At 39.7% G+C, this 17,989-nt stretch carries 16 protein-coding genes; 5 read left to right on the top strand and 11 right to left on the bottom strand.

Annotation, left to right across the window (positions count from 1 at the left end; genetic code table 11):
* Nucleotides 1-13: 13 nt before the first annotated feature.
* The 6 genes from recG to HMPREF3129_RS11760 all read right to left on the bottom strand — a co-directional run bounded on the left by recG (nt 14) and on the right by HMPREF3129_RS11760 (nt 6,859).
* On the bottom strand, nt 14-2,101 hold the full coding sequence (gene recG / locus HMPREF3129_RS11785; RefSeq protein ID WP_036904842.1) for an ATP-dependent DNA helicase RecG: 2,088 nt from the start codon (nt 2,099-2,101) through the stop codon (nt 14-16).
* 7 nt (nt 2,102-2,108) lie between these two features.
* Nucleotides 2,109-2,828, bottom strand: a complete 720-nt coding sequence (gene trmH / locus HMPREF3129_RS11780) for a tRNA (guanosine(18)-2'-O)-methyltransferase TrmH (protein ID WP_036919268.1) — start codon at nt 2,826-2,828, stop codon at nt 2,109-2,111.
* A gap of 2 nt (nt 2,829-2,830) precedes the next feature.
* Nucleotides 2,831-4,957 carry a bifunctional GTP diphosphokinase/guanosine-3',5'-bis pyrophosphate 3'-pyrophosphohydrolase gene (spoT, locus tag HMPREF3129_RS11775; protein WP_004246819.1) on the bottom strand — a complete coding sequence of 709 codons (2,127 nt, stop codon included), beginning with the start codon at nt 4,955-4,957 and terminating at the stop codon, nt 2,831-2,833.
* A gap of 29 nt (nt 4,958-4,986) precedes the next feature.
* A complete protein-coding gene (rpoZ, locus tag HMPREF3129_RS11770) occupies nt 4,987-5,262 on the bottom strand; it encodes a DNA-directed RNA polymerase subunit omega (RefSeq protein ID WP_004246820.1) in 276 nt (91 codons plus the stop codon).
* A gap of 54 nt (nt 5,263-5,316) precedes the next feature.
* Nucleotides 5,317-5,940 carry a guanylate kinase gene (gene gmk / locus HMPREF3129_RS11765; RefSeq protein WP_004246821.1) on the bottom strand — a complete coding sequence of 208 codons (624 nt, stop codon included), beginning with the start codon at nt 5,938-5,940 and terminating at the stop codon, nt 5,317-5,319.
* A 301-nt stretch (nt 5,941-6,241) separates the two neighbouring features.
* Nucleotides 6,242-6,859, bottom strand: a complete 618-nt coding sequence (locus tag HMPREF3129_RS11760; RefSeq protein ID WP_004246822.1) for a trimeric intracellular cation channel family protein — start codon at nt 6,857-6,859, stop codon at nt 6,242-6,244.
* Nucleotides 6,860-6,995: 136 nt separating this feature from the next.
* Between HMPREF3129_RS11760 and HMPREF3129_RS11755 the strand changes: the two genes are divergently transcribed.
* From HMPREF3129_RS11755 to HMPREF3129_RS11745, 3 genes are all read left to right on the top strand, one after another.
* Nucleotides 6,996-8,282, top strand: coding sequence for a YidR family protein (locus HMPREF3129_RS11755; protein WP_036919265.1), 1,287 nt, complete (start codon nt 6,996-6,998; stop codon nt 8,280-8,282).
* Nucleotides 8,283-8,498: 216 nt separating this feature from the next.
* Entirely contained in the window at nt 8,499-9,383 is an 885-nt protein-coding gene (locus HMPREF3129_RS11750) for an endonuclease/exonuclease/phosphatase family protein (RefSeq protein ID WP_012368526.1), read from the top strand.
* Nucleotides 9,376-9,810, top strand: a complete 435-nt coding sequence (locus HMPREF3129_RS11745) for a hypothetical protein (protein WP_004246827.1) — start codon at nt 9,376-9,378, stop codon at nt 9,808-9,810. The genes HMPREF3129_RS11750 and HMPREF3129_RS11745 overlap by 8 nt, the downstream gene beginning before the upstream one ends.
* A 48-nt stretch (nt 9,811-9,858) precedes the next feature.
* Here the strand turns inward: HMPREF3129_RS11745 and HMPREF3129_RS11740 are convergent, their stop codons facing one another.
* The 4 genes from HMPREF3129_RS11740 to glyQ form a co-directional block, all read right to left on the bottom strand.
* Nucleotides 9,859-10,179, bottom strand: a complete 321-nt coding sequence (locus tag HMPREF3129_RS11740) for a helix-turn-helix domain-containing protein (RefSeq protein WP_004246828.1) — start codon at nt 10,177-10,179, stop codon at nt 9,859-9,861.
* Entirely contained in the window at nt 10,172-10,558 is a 387-nt protein-coding gene (locus tag HMPREF3129_RS11735; protein ID WP_004249093.1) for a type II toxin-antitoxin system RelE/ParE family toxin, read from the bottom strand. Before HMPREF3129_RS11735 ends, HMPREF3129_RS11740 begins: the two co-directional genes overlap by 8 nt.
* Before the next feature lie 173 nt (nt 10,559-10,731).
* Nucleotides 10,732-12,804, bottom strand: a complete 2,073-nt coding sequence (glyS, locus tag HMPREF3129_RS11730; protein ID WP_036919263.1) for a glycine--tRNA ligase subunit beta — start codon at nt 12,802-12,804, stop codon at nt 10,732-10,734.
* Nucleotides 12,805-12,813: 9 nt separating this feature from the next.
* Nucleotides 12,814-13,719, bottom strand: a complete 906-nt coding sequence (glyQ, locus tag HMPREF3129_RS11725) for a glycine--tRNA ligase subunit alpha (protein WP_004246832.1) — start codon at nt 13,717-13,719, stop codon at nt 12,814-12,816.
* Nucleotides 13,720-13,969: 250 nt separating this feature from the next.
* Here glyQ and HMPREF3129_RS11720 point away from each other — a divergent pair, with 250 nt between their 5' ends.
* On the top strand, nt 13,970-14,551 hold the full coding sequence (locus HMPREF3129_RS11720; RefSeq protein WP_012368524.1) for a DNA-3-methyladenine glycosylase I: 582 nt from the start codon (nt 13,970-13,972) through the stop codon (nt 14,549-14,551).
* A gap of 142 nt (nt 14,552-14,693) precedes the next feature.
* Nucleotides 14,694-15,971, top strand: a complete 1,278-nt coding sequence (locus HMPREF3129_RS11715) for a valine--pyruvate transaminase (RefSeq protein WP_052124573.1) — start codon at nt 14,694-14,696, stop codon at nt 15,969-15,971.
* Between the two features lie 277 nt (nt 15,972-16,248).
* Here the strand turns inward: HMPREF3129_RS11715 and HMPREF3129_RS11710 are convergent, their stop codons facing one another.
* Nucleotides 16,249-17,907, bottom strand: coding sequence for a putative transporter (locus HMPREF3129_RS11710; RefSeq protein WP_036919260.1), 1,659 nt, complete (start codon nt 17,905-17,907; stop codon nt 16,249-16,251).
* Between the last annotated feature and the right edge of the window lie 82 nt (nt 17,908-17,989).

Below are 17,989 nucleotides of genomic sequence, written 5' to 3'. Positions count from 1 at the left end.
TAAACGGTGTCGTTTAAGCTTGGCTATATTGGGTCTTTGCAGGTAGCCAGCGTTCGATTAACGCTTGCGAATGCTTAGGATAATGTTGATGTAAATAACGAGCAATACGTTGTACTTCTGGAATAAGCGCCTGATCGCGTAATAAGTCTGCGACTTTAAATTGTGCATTGCCCGTCTGCTTAGTTCCTAATAGTTCACCTGGTCCTCTTATCTCGAGATCTTTTTGTGCAATAACAAAGCCATCATTACTGTCTCTGAGCACTTGTAAACGTAAACGAGCAGTTTGAGTTAAAGGCGTTTTATATAATAAGACACAATGGGAAGCCACTGCACCTCGACCAACACGCCCTCGTAACTGATGTAATTGTGCAAGACCTAATCGTTCAGGGTTATCAATGATCATTAAACTGGCATTAGGTACATCTACCCCGACTTCTATCACGGTCGTTGCGACCAAAAGCTGTAGTTTGTTTTCTTTAAAGTCGGCCATCACCGCCTGTTTTTCTGCCGGCTTCATTCGACCATGAACCAATCCAATCTTGATTTCCGGTAAGGCAATCGTCAGCTCATCATAAATAACTTGTGCTGCTTGTGCTTCAAGGACTTCGGAGTCTTCAATTAACGTACAAACCCAATAGGCTTGGCGATTTTCTTCGCTACAAACCACCCTGATACGTTCAATGATGTCATTTCGCCGAGTATCAGGGATAGCCACTGTCGTTACTGGGGTTCTACCAGGAGGTAGCTCATCGATAATGGAGGTATCCATATCCGCGTAAGCGGTCATCGCCAGTGTTCGAGGAATGGGGGTTGCGGTCATCACCAATTGGTGTGGATGAAAGCCTTGCTCTTCGCCTTTTTTCCATAATGCAAGGCGTTGATGTACCCCAAAGCGATGTTGCTCATCAATAATGACTAATGCGAGAGAGTGAAACTTAACTTGCTCTTGAAAAATGGCGTGAGTGCCAATAATGATGGAAACCTCGCCATTAGCTATTGCATTTTGTTGTGCTTCTCGCGCTTTACCTTTTTGTTTGCCAGCCAACCACCCCACTTGAATACCAAAAGGCTCAAACCATTTTCTAAAGGTGAGGGCATGTTGCTCCGCTAGTAACTCAGTGGGCGCCATTAAAGCCACTTGTTTACCATTGGCTATCGCTCTTAATGCACTTAGTGCAGCAACTAAGGTTTTACCTGAGCCAACATCCCCTTGAATTAGGCGCATCATAGGATAATTTTTTTCTAGATCTTGCTCTATTTCATTGACGACGCGCTGTTGTGCTGTGGTGGGTGTAAAGGGCAATGTTGCAAGAAATTGTTCACGTAATGTTGAGCCATGTGGCATTAATAAGGGTTCTGCACGATAAGATTGTGCTCCTGCCCGAGCATTAAGCATACCTAAGTTATGCGCTAATAATTCTTCAATAATCAGTCGTTTTTGTGCAGGATGTTGCCCCTTTTCAAGTTCAGCAAACGCAATATCAGGGGGAGGATTATGTAAGGTTCGTAACGCGGTAGCGAGTGGCGGTAAACCATAAATAAATTGATCAGGAAGCAGTTCATTAATGGCACAAGTATCAAGTAAGGTTAAGGCTTGTTCTATTAATTTACGCAACGATGTCTGGCGTAAGCCTTCTGTTGTTGAATAAATAGGGGTAAGCGTTTCTTGTAACTTAACTTCTGAGCCAGCCACTTTAATTTTGTATTCGGGGTGAATAATTTCAGGGCCTCGACTTCCTCGTTTTATTTCACCATAAGCGATAACTTGCTTACCCTGAGCAAGGTTATTTTTCATGGCTGCCGTGAAGTTAAAGAAGCGTAAGGTTAAAATACCTGAACCATCAGAAATTTGGCAGGTCATCATTTTTCGACGACCAAAATTTACTTCGGTTCTTAAGATTTCACCGGAAACAGTGGCTGGAATACCAGGAAGTAGATCGCTGATGGCATACAGATGGGTTTGATCTTCATAGCGTAAAGGAAGATGAAGCAATAAGTCTTCCACAGTGACTAACCCTATTTTGGCCAGTTTATCTGCCTGACTTGCACCTACGCCGTGAAGAGTGGTTAAGGGGATTGCATCAAGCAGTTTTCCTTTCATGGGAAAGTTACTCCGTCAGTTTAAATTTCCTAAGTTGTTTTTGTGTCATTTGCATTTCTGCCCACCATGAGTCCGGTGCTTCAATTTCACCACGATCATTAATATAAGGGCGAGGCAGTCCTTTACGACGAGAAACTTCAGCAAGTACTGGATAGCCACCTTCAAAGAGTAAAATTTGTTGCTCTTCTGCAGTTAATGCACTTTCGGTTCGATTATACATGCCCGCCGCCTGACGTTGGCGTTGTGCTTCATATAAAATTAATGCACTCGCCACAGAAACATTCAAAGATTGCACCATACCCATCATCGGTACAATGATATATTGATCGGCCAGCGCGATAGCTTCTGGTGATATACCGGTTTTTTCTTGCCCCATAATAATACAGGTTGGTTGTGTGTAATCAATCTCACGAAAATCAACCGCTTTATCTGAGAGATGGGTCGCAAGAACTTGCATGCCTTGTGCACGAAAAGTGTTGATGGCGTCGGCAATGGTTGGGTGAGTATTAACATTTACCCAGCTATTACTGCCCGCTGCGGGAGAAACCAGCATACGCATTTTTTCTTCAGGCCAGATAGCATGGATTTTAGGGATCCCCACCGCGTCCGCAGTGCGTATTACAGCAGCAACATTATGAGATTTATGCACTTCTTCAAGGCAAACAGTGAGATCAGGTTGCCGCATCGCCATCATTTGGCAGATGCGGGCATAGCGTGTTGGATTCATAATTAGTTTTTATTACGGCTGACACGTAATACATCAGGCATGATACGAAGTTTACGCATAATATTGGCTAATTGGATGCGATCTTTGGCTGTCAGTCGAATAAATGCACAATAGACGCGTCCATCTTTCTCTTCGGTATTCATGCTCTGAATGCTTGAATTAGCGTCATTAATTGCTGCGGTTAAATTCGCTAATGCACCTTGATGGTTTATCATATCGACTTTGATTTCGGTAATAAAATCACCATCAATATCTTTATCCCACTCAACTGGCATGAATTTTTCTGGCTCTTTTTGATAACCGCGAATATTACGACAAGATTCGTGGTGAATAACTAAGCCTTTACCAGGGCTAATGTGCGCAACAATAGGATCACCAGGAATAGGGCGACAACATTTAGCAAATGAGATAAGTACACCATCAGCCCCTTTAATAGGTAATTTAGGTGTTTCGTCATTGGTTATGCTTAGATGTGTGTGTTCTTCTTGTTGTTGGTTGTCAATCAATAAGTTACGCGCCACAACAACACTCATCGCATTACCTAAACCTATCTCAGCCATAATATCGTCCATTGAGTGAAGCTTCATGCGCTTCAACTCTCGTTCAATATTTTCTAGCGGAATATCTGCCACTTTATGATGGCCTAAAGCGTGATTAAGTAGACGACGACCTAAATTAATAGAGTCTTCACGTTTTAGATTTTTGAGCAACTGTCTTATCTTTGAACGGGCTCTTGAACTGACGACAAAGTTTAACCAAGCCGCATTTGGTCTTGCACCCGGCGCAGTAATGATTTCAACGGTCTGTCCGGTACGTAAAGACTGTGAGAGTGGATAAGGTTGTCTATCAACCCTTGCACCGACACAAGCATGACCAATATCAGTATGAACTGCGTAAGCAAAATCAACCGGAGTCGCACCCGTTGGTAATTCAACAATGCGACCTTCTGGGGTGAAAACGTAAATTTCATCAGGAAAAAGGTCTGATTTCACGTTTTCGATAAATTCAAAAGAGCTACCTGCACTTTGTTGCAATTCAAGTAAACTTTGCATCCAACGTTGTGCTCTGACTTGGGCTGTTGTCCCCGGCTGCTCACCTTGCTCTTTATAAGCCCAATGGGCCGCAACGCCCATTTCAGCCATTTGATCCATATCTTCGGTACGAATTTGTACTTCAACAGGGACACCATGAGGACCAATGAGCGAAGTGTGAAGGGATTGATAACCATTAGCTTTGGGGATAGCAATATAGTCTTTAACGCGGCCAGGGCGAGGTTTATAAAGGCTATGCATTTGGCCTAACACGCGATAGCAGGTATCGACATCTTTAACGATGACGCGAAAGGCATAAATATCCATAATTGAGTGAAAACGTTGCTCTTTTAGCAACATTTTACGATAAATGGAATAAAGGTGTTTTTCGCGACCGTTAACTTTGCATTGAATACTCGCTTCTGTAAGGCGCCCTTCAATTTCAGAGAGGATTTTATTAATCATCTCTTTACGGTTACCACGAGCTGCCTTAACAACTTCTTTAATCACGCGGTAGCGATTAGGATGCAGAGCCTCAAAGCCTAATTCTTCTAGCTCAGTTTTAATATGGTGTATACCTAAACGGTGAGCAAGAGGACTATAAATTTCCAGCGTTTCGCGTGCAATACGGCGACGTTTATCTGGGCGTAGTGAACCCAGCGTGCGCATATTGTGAGTTCGGTCTGCCAATTTGATCAAAATAACGCGAATGTCTTTTACCATCGCCATGATCATTTTGCGAAAGTTTTCAGCCTGAGCCTCTTTTTTATCTCGAAACTTTAATTTATCCAGTTTTGAGACGCCTTCAACCAGATCTGCCACCGTACTGCCAAACAGAGTTTCGATATCTTTAAATGTCGCAGGTGTATCTTCAATGACATCATGCAACAATGCCGCCATTAGCGTTTGATGATCTAATCGCATATCGGCAAGAATACAGGCAACCGCCACAGGGTGAGTAATATAAGGCTCACCACTTGAACGAGTCTGTCCCTCGTGGGCATCTCTGGCGACGATAAAGGCTTTTTTGAGTTGTTCAACTTGCTCAGGTGGCAAGTATTTTTGAACGATTTGATTCAGGCTTTCAAACAGGTACAAGGCAGACCTACCCCTATTTTATGAGACGATTAACGACGACCTTCCGCAATCGCTGAAACCGCTTGTAATTCTGCGGCTTCTTGCTCTTGCTGCTCTTGACGTTCACGAGCATCAAGAATTTTACCGTTAATCAAACCTTCTTCGATTTCGCGTAGTGCGATAACCGTCATTTTATCATTTTCTTCTGGTACTAAAGGATCTTTAGCGCCAACTTGTAACTGGCGCGCACGACGTGCTGCGACCAGAACGAGGTCAAAACGGTTACCAATTTTCTCTACAGCGTCTTGAACGGTTACGCGTGCCATATTTGTGTTACTCCACCATTAACGAAATGACTGGGCATAATACTGAAACTTGTCTCAGTCTGCCAATAATTTGCTGATTAAATCACCATGTCGTAGTGTTTGACGATCAAGGCGTAATTTTTCTGAGCGAATGATTGATTGTAAATCAGCAAGCGCAGTATTGAAATCATCATTGATGAGCAAATAGTCATACTCATTAAAATGTTCCATTTCAGACACAGCTTGTGACATACGTTTAGCAATCACTTCTTCACTATCTTGCCCACGCCCGCGAAGTCGGCGGTAAAGCTCTTCTTTAGACGGTGGCAGAATAAAAATACTGCGAGCTTCAGGCATCTTTTTACGTACCTGCTGCGCACCTTGCCAATCGATATCTAAAAAGACATCAACGCCACTGGCTAAGATCTGTTTGATAACTTTACCCGATGTACCGTAATAGTTACCAAACACACAAGCGTGTTCGATAAAATCTCCACTTGCTATCATACTTTTAAATTCTTCTTCAGTGACAAAGAAGTAATGCTCACCATGGTTTTCTCCTGGTCTCATTGGGCGGGTAGTATGAGAGACAGAAACCTGTGTGTCATATAAAGGCTGTGTTTTTAATAAAGCCTGAATAAGACTTGATTTACCCGCACCGCTTGGAGCGGAAACAATATAAAGTGTTCCTTGGATCATGATGACTTTCTGAATTTGACTGGAGAATTAATATAAATGTATGTCTAGGGAGCAAATCCCCCTATAGTATACACATACCTCGAAGCACATACAGTGCCCTTGTTTAATACAGGGCTATTTTTTTCTTAATTCAGCTATTTTTTTGTTTTGAAATAAGAGAAAAATTGAGTAAGCCCAATATTAACATACAAATAACGTCTCAGTGATAGGAATTGCCTTTTATCATCATCGAGAAAAGAGATGATACTTTGAGATACCCCACAGAATCTACAATAATTGCTGTTGTTATTACTCCGTTTCGCTAATCTTGATTTTCATAATTAAATACGGGTAAGCCAAGCTTATAGCGGATAGCGAGTAGCCGAGCCGTGAGTCCGGCAACAAGCGTAATAATAATCACGACATCTTTAGGGAGTGGCGTGTAAAACAGTAATCCCATGTAGAGCCAAGCGGCGCCAAATGCGACACCCGCATAGATCTCTTTTTGGAAGACGAGGGGAATGGTATTACACAGCATATCACGTAAAACGCCACCAAAAGCGCCGGTGATCACGGCTGCAATGGCAGCAATAATAGGACCATATTCCATATCGAGTGCAATTTGGGCACCGATAATAGAAAAAACCATCAATCCGATGGAGTCTAAAATGAGAAATAAGCGTCGTAGGTGTTTCATCATGGGGGCGACCCAAATAGTGATCACCGCAGCACAAGCTACTGTGACAATATACTCAGGGTGTTTGACCCAACCTAAAGGGTAGTGACCAAGAAGAATATCTCTTACTGAACCACCACCAATAGCAGTGGCTGATGCAATGATGATAACGCCAAAAACATCCATTTTACGGCGACCAGCGGCAAGTGCCCCTGTCATGGCTTCTGCGGTAATACCAATAATATAAAGAACACTAAGTAACATGATTTTTTAATTTTTTGACTGTTTAGTGAGGGTAGAGTAATCACCTTGCGAAAAAGTCTCGACTGAGTTTTTTTAGTGCCAGGTAAAATCAATTAGTTTTTATAATGTGGAAATTTATTTCCCGATAAGGATAACTATGTCTTTTCAGGAACAACAGATTACATTTGATAGTCGTCATCATCAGTTAACCAATATAAATGTTTGGACACCAGATAGCCAGTGGTTAGTTTATGATGTACGTCCCAATGGTGGATCTTTTACAGGATTAACCATAGAAAAAATTCATGCGAAAACAAAACAGCAACAGATAATTTACACCGCCACTCAAGGCGCTCATGTTGGGGTTGCCACAATAAGCCCTGTGGCACCGGTACGTTATGCTTTTATTCATGGCCCAGAAAATCCCGATGATTTATGGCATTATGATTTTCATCACCGTCGCGGTGTGATTGTTAATGAGCAGGAAGATCTTGGTGCAGTTAATATTGATGCTTGTTCCCTGACATCGCCTTATCAAGCTGGCGCGTTACGTGGTGGAACCCATGTGCATGTGTTTAGCCCTGATGGTACACGTTTAAGCTTTACTTATAATGATCACATAATGCATGAGTTAGGGCGCGAGTTCGATCAACGTAATGTTGCAATCGCAGTGCCACTCAAAGCCGTTAAAGTTGCGAAAAAGCACCCCCGTGAGTATGACGGTGAATATTTCTGTACCCTAATAAGCCAAACAGTCGCTTATCCACAAAAAGGCAGTGATGAAATTAATAAAGCCTATGAAGAGTGTTGGATAGGTAAACAAGGTTATACCAAAGCTGATGGCTCACAACAGCGTTGGGCTATTGCTTTTATTGGTGATACGGTCAGTGAAAGTGGTGAGAAGGTCGCTGATATCTTCTTAGTTGATTTGCCAGATGATGATCATGCTTTCAGCCTAGAAGGTGATAAACCTCTGGCAGGAACAGAGACGACGATGCCAGCTCCTGCACAAGGGATTGAACAAATTCGCTTGACGAATACCCACCATAGAAAATATCCCGGTGTTTTAAATCAACCTCGTCATTGGTTAAGAAGTTCACCGCAAGGAGATGCGGTTGCTTTTCTGATGAAAGATGATGATGGTGTTGTCCAGCTATATACCGTTTCGCCAACCACCAAAGCGATTAGACAGGTCACTTTACAGCAATGGGATATTCAATCTGCATTCACTTGGAGCCATAGCGGAGAATATCTCACCTTTATTTGTGATAATAGCGTGATGTTATGTAATGCTAAAACAGGTGAATTAACGCGATTAACTGATAAAACAGCACAAGCACCAAGTGGTGACGCAGTCGTATTTTCACCTAATGATCAGTATATTGCTTTTATGCGTGATATTGATGGTTATCGGCAAATATTTACGGTAGAAAGTGGGTTATAACGTTTTTTATTGTGAAAGGTAACTGATTTTGATGTTACCTTTTCTATTATTATTAATATACATATTATTCAAATAAAAATTAAAATATTTATTTGTCTTGATTCATTTTATTGGTTTTTATAAAGCTAATTGTCATGTTAAAGTTAACTTATTGTTTTAATAATAGTTATTAGTGATTAAAAATCAAATATATTTTAATGGATATAAAATATAACAATGGAATTAAATTTATGCTGGTGGAATATAGGAATATCTCCACCGACAAAATCAAAACAGAACGTCAAGACTGAAAAAGTTGGCTTAGCGAAAAAATATCTTGAAGAACTTATCATTAAAAAAACACTTGATATCATTGCGTTGAGTGAGGTTTCTGAAAACGAGAGCTACGCTTTTAAGCAGTTGGCGACCCAATTAAAAATGGGTTATATCGATCTCTCAGGAAAAATAGGACGGATTATTATTGATATATCATTAATATATCAAATGAATAAACTAGAGTTTATTTCAAGTAAGTTTTTAACTAAACTCCAGCCTGATAATAGAATGGTAAGGGTAGGCGTTGCTGTTGTATTTAAAGAAATCGAACATCAAAAAATAATCACCCTTTTTTTATCACATTGGCCATCAATATTAAGTGCTAATGATACAACTCGAGAAGTGGCAGCTGCAGGATTAAGAAGTAGTATTAATAAACTCTTTGAAAATAATGGAGATGATGTTCAGTTTATTTGTATGGGGGATTATAATACAGAGCCTTATTCTAATGCGATGCTTAATATATTGTATGCGACAAGAGATTATCATTTAATAAAAAAGAAAAGAAAACTATTATTTAACCCATTTTGGTATCTCTTATCTGATAAGAAGACTAATAATTTAGGTACATATTATTATAATTCCGCATCTATTAATCGTTGGTATGTGTTTGATCAAATGATTTTTTCTTCATCATTTTTATATGGAAAAGAAGATTGTTTTAAATTAGATCTTGAACAGCTTGATTTTTATCGCGTCCTAAATGATGATAATCACTGCCTTGATGATATCTTTTTTAAGAAATTTGATCATTACCCCATATTTTGTAGGATCTTCCATGAATGATGAACATAAGATATTCGAAAAAATAAAAGCTTCACTCAATAGAGCATCTTTTATTATTGATCTACGGAGTAAGATAGAAGATAAAATCAGTGCAGTGGTCAAAAAGCTAGAAGTGATCACCAATAATAAAGTTAAAGTATCATTTGAAGATAATAATAAAAGTAATATTCATTTTATAAATAGTGAGCGCCTTGTTTATATTAATAATGCTGATTTAAGTAAAGAGGGTGGTTTTATACTATTTGGTTATAGCTTTAGTAAAATAAATGGCTTTCCTATTGAGATAGAAACGGAAATAGAATCTTTTCACGCAGAAGATATTGAAAATTTATTACATATTATTGTTAATATTATTGATAATGAGTCTATCAGGATCATCGAGCTTACTCATCATACTATTTATAATAAATTGATTAATCACCAATAAAAAACCGGCACTGCTTTCGCAATGTCGGTTTTTATTCTTTTGAGGAAACTAGATGAATAATATTTTTTTATCTATTAAATGCAGAAGTCGTAGTGCTGCACCATTGGGCTTAATTTCGTTTCTTTCCCACTTAGAAACGCTTTCTTTAGTCATATTCAATATCAAAGCAAGAGAAGATTGAGAGATATTATTTTGCTCACGGATCCTTTTTATATCTTCACCTGTCATAGGGGTAGGATGTTTATACTTAGCTTGTAATTCTTTCGCTTTTATTCTGGCGGCAATACGTTTAGTTGTACTGCCATCAGTGACTCCTGCATCTTCCATTTCTTGTGCAAATTTTAGCATTTCTTTCATTTTATCAGTCATATTTAACCTCTGTTAAAAGGCCTAGTGCAATCATTTTATCTATTTTATTTTGATTTGCATTGAAGAGATCTTTTGCTAGATCTTTATAGGACTCAAGTTCATCATCTGTGATCTCTTTGGTTTTTTTAGAGCTTAAACTCGATTTTTTCCAACCATCAGCAAAGAATAAATTATTCCCTTGCTTATAAAATATAATTGTTCTAATTCCGCTACTTTTACCTTTTCCTTGGATACAGGCACGTTTCTTGATAACACCACCACCTAGATCTGCCTCAAATTGTCCTGCAAGGACTTCGGTAGCGATAGCTATTAGTTCTGCATTCGTAAGCGTTATTTTTTTGAAACTATTTTTGAACATCTTTGTTTTATAAATAACCATCACGTCCTCTGTGGTAGTTTTTACTATAGTAAATTTTATCACTCAATCATAGAATGTAAATGGGTATTTTTTAATCGTTTTTTATTTTTATTTTTATTTTAATTTTAAGTAAAAAAACCGGCACTGCTTTCGCAATGCCGGTTTTATGTTGTTGTATGACTAAGCTTTATAACTTATTGTAAAACAGAAATATCAGCGACTTTTAAGAACAACTCGCGTAATTCATGTAGCATGGTTAAACGGTTGACACGAATTTCTTCGTCTTTATCCATTACCATCACTTTATCAAAGAAGTTATTCACAACATCACGTAAAGAGGCGAGTTCAACTAATGCTTCTTGGTATTTACGTTCAGCAAATAGAGGGGCTAGCTTATCTTGTAGCACAGAAAGATTAGCCGCTAGCTGAACTTCTTCAGGCGCTTTTAGCACCGAGGCTAATACTTTATCGTTGAGCTTAACATCTGCTGATTTTGCTAAGATATTAGAAACACGTTTATTGGCTTCGGCTAATGCAGCTGCTTCTTCTAAGGTTCGGAAGTAAGTAACGGCTTTTACACGAGCGTTAAAGTCAGCAGGTTGTGTTGGACGACGCGCTAATACCGCTTGAATAGTATCAATACTATAACCCAGCTCTTGATACCAAGCACGGAAACGACCTAGCATAAACTCTACGACATCACTGACGACATTTTGGTTCGTCAGTTTGTCACCATATAAGCGAGCCGCTTCTTGGGTTAATTCTTCAATATCTAATGGTAAATCTTGTTCAACAATAATACGTAGCACACCAAGGGCAGCACGACGTAAAGCGAAAGGATCTTTATCCCCTTTAGGATGTTGACCAATACCAAAGATACCTGCCAGCGTATCCATTTTTTCTGCTATAGCAACAGCACTTGCTACTGGGTTAGATGGTAGTGCATCACCTGCAAAACGTGGTTGATATTGCTCTTTTAATGCGACAGCAACTTCTTCATCTTCACCATCATGGCGAGCATAATGCATCCCCATAACCCCTTGGGTATCGGTGAATTCAAACACCATATTGGTCATTAAGTCACATTTTGATAATAAACCAGCACGTGTTGCTTTATTGACATCAGCACCCATTTTCTCAGCAATAAAACCGGCGAGAGCTTGAATACGGTCTGTTTTGTCGCGTAGAGAGCCTAAATCTTTTTGGAAAAGAACAGTTTCAAGGCGTGGTAAGTTATCTTCTAAACGCTGTTTTCGGTCAGTTTTAAAGAAGAATTCCGCATCCGCTAAACGAGGGCGAACCACTTTTTCGTTACCACTGATTATCTGTTGAGGATCAGAGGATTCAATGTTAGAAACGAAAATAAAGTGAGGTAATAGTGCACCTTGTTTATCGTAGACAGGAAAATATTTCTGATCGCCTTTCATGGTGTAAACCAATGCTTCAGCCGGAACTTCAAGGAATTTTTCCTCAAATTTTGCCGTTAACACCACAGGCCATTCAACTAATGAAGTGACTTCTTCAACTAGGCTGTCACTTAAATCAGCGACACCACCTAGTTTTTCAGCCGCAAGACGTGCATCATGAAGAATGATGGATTTACGGTTTTCGTAATCGGCAATGACCTTACCACGTTCATAAAGGATTTCAGGGTACTGGTCTGCATTATCGATAGTAAATTCAGCTTCACCCATAAAACGGTGGCCACGAATAATACGATCGCTTTGTACACCTAAGATTTCACCGTCAATGAGGGTATCACCCAATAATAAAGTAACAGTATGCACTGGACGCACAAAATGCGTTTCTTTATCACCCCAACGCATTAATTTAGGGATAGGCAGTTTTGCCAGTGCATTGCTTACCATACCAGCCAGTAGTTGGTTAACGGCTTCGCCTTTAACTTCAGCACGATAAAAGAGCCATTCACCTTTATCCGTTGATAAACGTTCAGCTTGGTCAACAGTGATGCCGTTACCTCTAGCCCAACCTTCTGCGGCTTTAGTTGGCTTACCTTCAGCATCAAATGCTTGCGCTATAGCAGGGCCTCGTTTTTCAACGATCCTATCTGCTTGAGATTTCGCCATATTCGCCACTTTGATGGCTAAACGACGAGGAGCGGCAAACCAAGATACATCACCATGAGTAATATTGGCGTTATCCAGTTCAGCCGTAAAATGGGTCGCAAAAGATTCGGCTAAAGAACGAAGCGCTTTCGGCGGTAACTCTTCTGTGCCGATTTCCACAAGGAAAGTCTCAGTTGTCATAATAGCCTCTTACTTTTTACACATAGGGAAACCAAGCGCCTCACGGGAAGCATAATAAGCTTCAGCGACGGCTTTGGTTAAAGTACGGATACGTAAAATATAGCGTTGACGCTCTGTAACAGAAATCGCTTTACGTGCATCCAATAAGTTAAAAGTGTGACCTGCTTTTAAGATACGTTCGTAAGCAGGTAAAGGCAGAGGTTTTTCTAACTCTAACAACTCACGAGCTTCTTTTTCATATTGTTCGAAACAAGAGAATAAGAAGTCAACATCTGCATATTCAAAGTTATAAGTTGATTGTTCCACTTCATTTTGGTGATAAATATCGCCGTAGGTGGTTTTACCTAATGGGCCATCACACCAAACTAAGTCATAAACGCTATCAACGCCTTGAATGTACATTGCCAGACGCTCTAAACCGTAAGTAATTTCGCCAGTGACGGGTTTACACTCTAATCCGCCAACTTGTTGGAAATAGGTAAATTGCGTCACTTCCATGCCGTTGAGCCAAACTTCCCAGCCTAATCCCCAAGCACCTAATGTTGGGTTTTCCCAGTTATCTTCAACAAAACGAATATCATGGATAGTAGGATCTAATCCTAATTCTCTTAAAGAGCCAAGATAAAGCTCTTGGATGTTATCCGGTGATGGCTTGATGATAACTTGGAATTGGTAATAGTGCTGTAGACGGTTAGGGTTTTCACCGTAACGTCCGTCAGTTGGACGGCGTGATGGTTGAACATAAGCCGCTGCAATAGGCTCTGGACCTAATGCTCGTAAACAGGTCATTGGGTGTGAGGTACCTGCTCCTACTTCCATATCTAATGGTTGAACAATGGTACAGCCCTGACGAGCCCAATAATCCTGTAATGTCAGGATCAGCCCCTGAAAGGTTTTGGTATCAAACTTTTGCATGTTATATCCGCATGGCGATACATAGAATAAAAAGAAAGGTTTCAGTATACCTTCTAGACGAAAGATATACAGCAAGGAATACGGGCAATTTTCTCTTGATCAAAAAAATAGTGCCTTAATCGTTGTTATAACTATGCTCAAATAGGCAGAATGATTTTTTCTTAGTCTATTTACATGTGTTTTTATACAGTATATAAAGAGCGATATCAATTGTATGAATAACACCTATAAAGAACAAGGAATGTAGCAAATGAATAAACAACGTTGTGATTGGGTAACTCAAGATCCTGAATATCTCGCATACCATGATAATGAATGGGGAAAACCACAGCGAGATAAATACAAACTTTTTGAGATGATCTGCCTTGAAGGACAACAGGCAGGTTTGTCGTGGTATACCGTATTAAAGAAAAGAGCAGGATTTCGTCGTTGTTTTTTTGATTTTCGTCCTGAAAAAATAGCACTAATGACTGAAAAAGATGTGGAAACACTACTACAAGATCCGTCTATTATTCGTCATCGTGGCAAAATTAACGCCATTATCAATAATGCGCGTGCCTTTTTAGCGATGGAAGCTCAGGGTGAAGATTTCAGTGAATTTATTTGGCAATTTGTTGATGGAAAACCCATTGATAACCAGTGGCAGACTATTTCACAGGTTCCTGCTTTTACTGAAATTTCAGATGATATGGCTAAGGCGTTAAAGAAAAAAGGGTTTAAATTTGTTGGTACCACCACCTGTTATGCATTTATGCAAGCAGTAGGCATGGTTAACGATCATATACTCTGTTGTTTTTGTCGGCAATCTCAGCTGGAAAGTAGTATTAAATAGAAGAATACTAGTTTAGTTATCTTTAATTGGATTTAAAACTGAATTTATATTTCAATATTGGTTTTAAGGTTGGTGTTGATATTTAAGTATACATCTGTTAACGGTTGATGCTGAGTCCGGCTCACGGTATGGTGTTTATCTAATGAAAAACGACAAAGAAGATCCTGCAAAGATGACTCAACTATCACGATTTGGGCAAAAATTTGCTCGCCACTCAGGTATTTCTCGCTTGATGCAAGACTTAAATGAAGGAATACGTACACCAGAAGCGGTGATGTTAGGAGGAGGAAATCCTGCCCATATTCCTGAGATGGACAGCTATTTTCACCAATTATTACAAGAGATGGTGAATAATGGCTCATTAAGTGATGCCGTATGTAATTACGATGGGCCACAAGGTAAAGATGCGATGCTCAACGCCTTGGCTATTTGTTTAAAAGAAAAATTAGGATGGAATATTTCCGCTAAAAATATTGCGCTTACTAACGGCAGTCAAAGTGCTTTCTTTTATCTTTTTAATTTACTCGGTGGCCAATCTGCTGAGGGTAAAAAGCGCAAAATTCTTTTTCCCATTGCTCCGGAATATATTGGATATGCCGATGCCGGATTAGAAGAAGATTTGTTTGTTGCGAATAAACCCACTATTGAAATGCTACCTGATGGACAATTTAAATATCATGTAGATTTTGAACATTTAACGATAGGTGATGATATTGGTGCTATTTGTGTTTCTAGACCAACAAATCCAACAGGTAATGTGATCACTGATGATGAAGTAAAAAAGCTGGATGCCTTAGCGAAAAAACATGATATCTCACTGATTATTGATAATGCTTACGGCGTGCCCTTTCCGGGGATTATTTTTTCCCAAGCAACTCCCCACTGGAATGACAACACCATTCTTTGTATGAGCCTCTCTAAGCTAGGATTACCGGGGGCTCGTTGTGGCATTATTATCGCTAATGAAGAGCTTATTACTGCAATCACGAATGTGAATGGCATTATTAGTCTTGCCCCTGGAGGTATTGGCCCTGCGATGGCATTAGAAATGCTCAAACGTGATGATTTAATGCGATTATCCCAAGAGATAATTAGATCTTTTTATCATCAACGAGTACTTGAAACTATTGATATTATTCGTCGCTATCTACCTAAAGAGCGTTGCCTTATCCATAAACCGGAAGGGGCTATTTTCTTGTGGCTTTGGTTTAAAGATTTACCAATCTCAAGTGAAGAACTCTATCGGCGTTTAAAAAAACGTGGTGTATTGATGGTTCCTGGTCACTATTTCTTTCCAGGCTTAGAAGAGTCGTGGCAACATGCACATCAATGTATGCGAATGAATTATGTACCAGAGCCTGCATTAATTGAAAAAGGAATAAAGATCCTATCGGAAGAGATAGAACATGCTTATCGCTAGAATAAATAAGTAATAAAAATGCCCCTTCAGCGAGAAGAAGGGGCAAAGACAATAACGAGGACTTTTGAGCATAAGTTTGACGGAAAGAAATTGATTACTAAAAGTTAGCAATCCGTCTCAATCTAAATTTCTTAGCACGAGCGCTATTAAAACAGATAATAATAAAATCGATGGCTTAAATAAGCCCCTTTTAAGCCCTTTATTATCCTTCTGTAAAGTGAAATTAAGCATTTGATAACAAATTGACTGCAACCATTTAATATATCTATTAAATTCGCTACAAAGCCCAAATAATCAGTGCCATTAGTTGTGGCGTGATGATACGTAAAAACATAGCTAAAGGATAAACCGTGGCATAAGAAAGTGCGGCAGCACCGCTATTTTGATGAATAGAATTAGCGAATGCTAGAGCGGGAGGATCAGTCATCGAGCCCGCAAGTACGCCACATAGGGTAAGGTAATTTAACTTAAAAACGAGACGAGCCATTATACCGACTATCAATAATGGGAGTAGTGTGATCGCGATACCATAGCCAATCCAACTTAACCCTTGTCCATATATTAAGGTATCAATAAACCCGCTACCGGAATTAAGGCCAACCACAGCTAAAAACATGACGATCCCGAGTTCACGTAGTGCAAGATTAGCACTTGGGGGCATAAACCAATAGAGTTTCCCGAAAGTACCAATACGGCCTAAAATCAAGGCCACGATCAGCGGCCCGCCAGCAAGGCCTAATTTTAGTGCAACAGGGATCCCCGGAATAAAAATAGGGATAGAGCCTAATAAAACCCCTAAACCAATGCCAATAAAAACAGGCAACATCTGTACTTGTTCTAATTTTTGTCGTGCATTACCTAAAAGTACCGTAATTGCTTCTATGGCCCCAGGTCTACCCACAACATTTAAAATATCGCCAAACTGTAGCATACTGTTATTACTAGGAATTAATTCAATTCCAGCTCGATTTAATCGTGTGATAACAACATCATATTTTCTTTTTAAATCGAGATCTTTTAATCGTTTACTCAATACTGCGTCATTCGTGACAACAATGCGCACAGATTGTAATTGATGGGTTGAGGTAGAAAGTGAAGCATCTACTTCTTCGCCTAAAATAAGGCGAACCTTATTGAGATCTTCTCTTGAGCCGACAATATGCAGTAAATCGCCTAACTGAATAATAGTGGAAGGCATCGGAACCATAATATCGTCGCCACGTTTCAAACGTGAACAGACAAGGGCATCTTCATTGAGTAGTGGGATATCTTGCATTAATAAGCCATCTAAATTGGGATTGCGAATGGCAATGTTAATGGTATGCAGTGTCTCTTTAGTGCTGTTTTGCTGATGGTTAAAGTGTTTTGCTTCTCGCTCTATATTGATTTTAAATAGCACGCGAATAAACCACATGACCAAAAGAATGCCACAAATTCCCATGGGGTAAGCCATAGCATATCCCATTCCCATTTGACTGATTATGGCTGGATCAATATTAAGGTCGGTGAGGATTTGTTGCCCTGCACCTAATGAAGGCGTGTTCGTTACCGCACCAGAAAAAATGCCAAGAATAATGGGTAGTGGCACATTAAATAAGTGATAAATAAAGGCTGTTACTAGTGAACCAAGTAAAATAATCAAAATGGCAAAGGCATTGAGCTTAAGCCCAGATACACGTAAAGAAGAGAAAAAACCGGGGCCGACTTGGATACCAATGGTATATACAAAGAGGATAAGGCCGAATTCTTGAATAAAATGGAGTATCTGTGTGTTGAGCACCAGTCCATAACGTTGAGCTAAATGGCCGACAATAATCCCTCCAAACAGCACTCCGCCAATTCCTAAACTGACCCGATAGATTTTAACGTTACCTATCCAAAGTCCTAAGGCGCCTGCTAATGACAACATCACCATTGTTAATGCAATATCACTCATAAAACAGATCCTATGCCAAGTGAAATAGCCAAGTAACTTACTAGCTAAAACGATACATCTAGTTTGCCAAAAAGATAAAAAA

This window comes from Proteus sp. HMSC14B05, from assembly GCF_001808035.1.
GTDB classification, from domain to species: Bacteria; Pseudomonadota; Gammaproteobacteria; order Enterobacterales; family Enterobacteriaceae; genus Proteus; species Proteus mirabilis.
This window is presented reverse-complemented; position numbering and strand designations above follow the sequence as displayed.

What these genes read in the sequence shown, in the direction of transcription:
- HMPREF3129_RS11740 (WP_004246828.1), bottom strand. Translation starts at nt 10,179, where the DNA reads ATGACTGATAAAATGAAAGAAATGCTAAAATTTGCACAAGAAATGGAA.
- trmH (WP_036919268.1), bottom strand. Translation starts at nt 2,828, where the DNA reads ATGAATCCAACACGCTATGCCCGCATCTGCCAAATGATGGCGATGCGG.
- HMPREF3129_RS11750 (WP_012368526.1), top strand. Translation starts at nt 8,499, where the DNA reads ATGGAATTAAATTTATGCTGGTGGAATATAGGAATATCTCCACCGACA.
- HMPREF3129_RS11755 (WP_036919265.1), top strand. Translation starts at nt 6,996, where the DNA reads ATGTCTTTTCAGGAACAACAGATTACATTTGATAGTCGTCATCATCAG.
- glyQ (WP_004246832.1), bottom strand. Translation starts at nt 13,719, where the DNA reads ATGCAAAAGTTTGATACCAAAACCTTTCAGGGGCTGATCCTGACATTA.
- HMPREF3129_RS11715 (WP_052124573.1), top strand. Translation starts at nt 14,694, where the DNA reads ATGAAAAACGACAAAGAAGATCCTGCAAAGATGACTCAACTATCACGA.
- HMPREF3129_RS11760 (WP_004246822.1), bottom strand. Translation starts at nt 6,859, where the DNA reads ATGTTACTTAGTGTTCTTTATATTATTGGTATTACCGCAGAAGCCATG.
- recG (WP_036904842.1), bottom strand. Translation starts at nt 2,101, where the DNA reads ATGAAAGGAAAACTGCTTGATGCAATCCCCTTAACCACTCTTCACGGC.
- HMPREF3129_RS11710 (WP_036919260.1), bottom strand. Translation starts at nt 17,907, where the DNA reads ATGAGTGATATTGCATTAACAATGGTGATGTTGTCATTAGCAGGCGCC.
- glyS (WP_036919263.1), bottom strand. Translation starts at nt 12,804, where the DNA reads ATGACAACTGAGACTTTCCTTGTGGAAATCGGCACAGAAGAGTTACCG.
- HMPREF3129_RS11720 (WP_012368524.1), top strand. Translation starts at nt 13,970, where the DNA reads ATGAATAAACAACGTTGTGATTGGGTAACTCAAGATCCTGAATATCTC.
- gmk (WP_004246821.1), bottom strand. Translation starts at nt 5,940, where the DNA reads ATGATCCAAGGAACACTTTATATTGTTTCCGCTCCAAGCGGTGCGGGT.
- HMPREF3129_RS11745 (WP_004246827.1), top strand. Translation starts at nt 9,376, where the DNA reads ATGAATGATGAACATAAGATATTCGAAAAAATAAAAGCTTCACTCAAT.
- rpoZ (WP_004246820.1), bottom strand. Translation starts at nt 5,262, where the DNA reads ATGGCACGCGTAACCGTTCAAGACGCTGTAGAGAAAATTGGTAACCGT.
- HMPREF3129_RS11735 (WP_004249093.1), bottom strand. Translation starts at nt 10,558, where the DNA reads ATGGTTATTTATAAAACAAAGATGTTCAAAAATAGTTTCAAAAAAATA.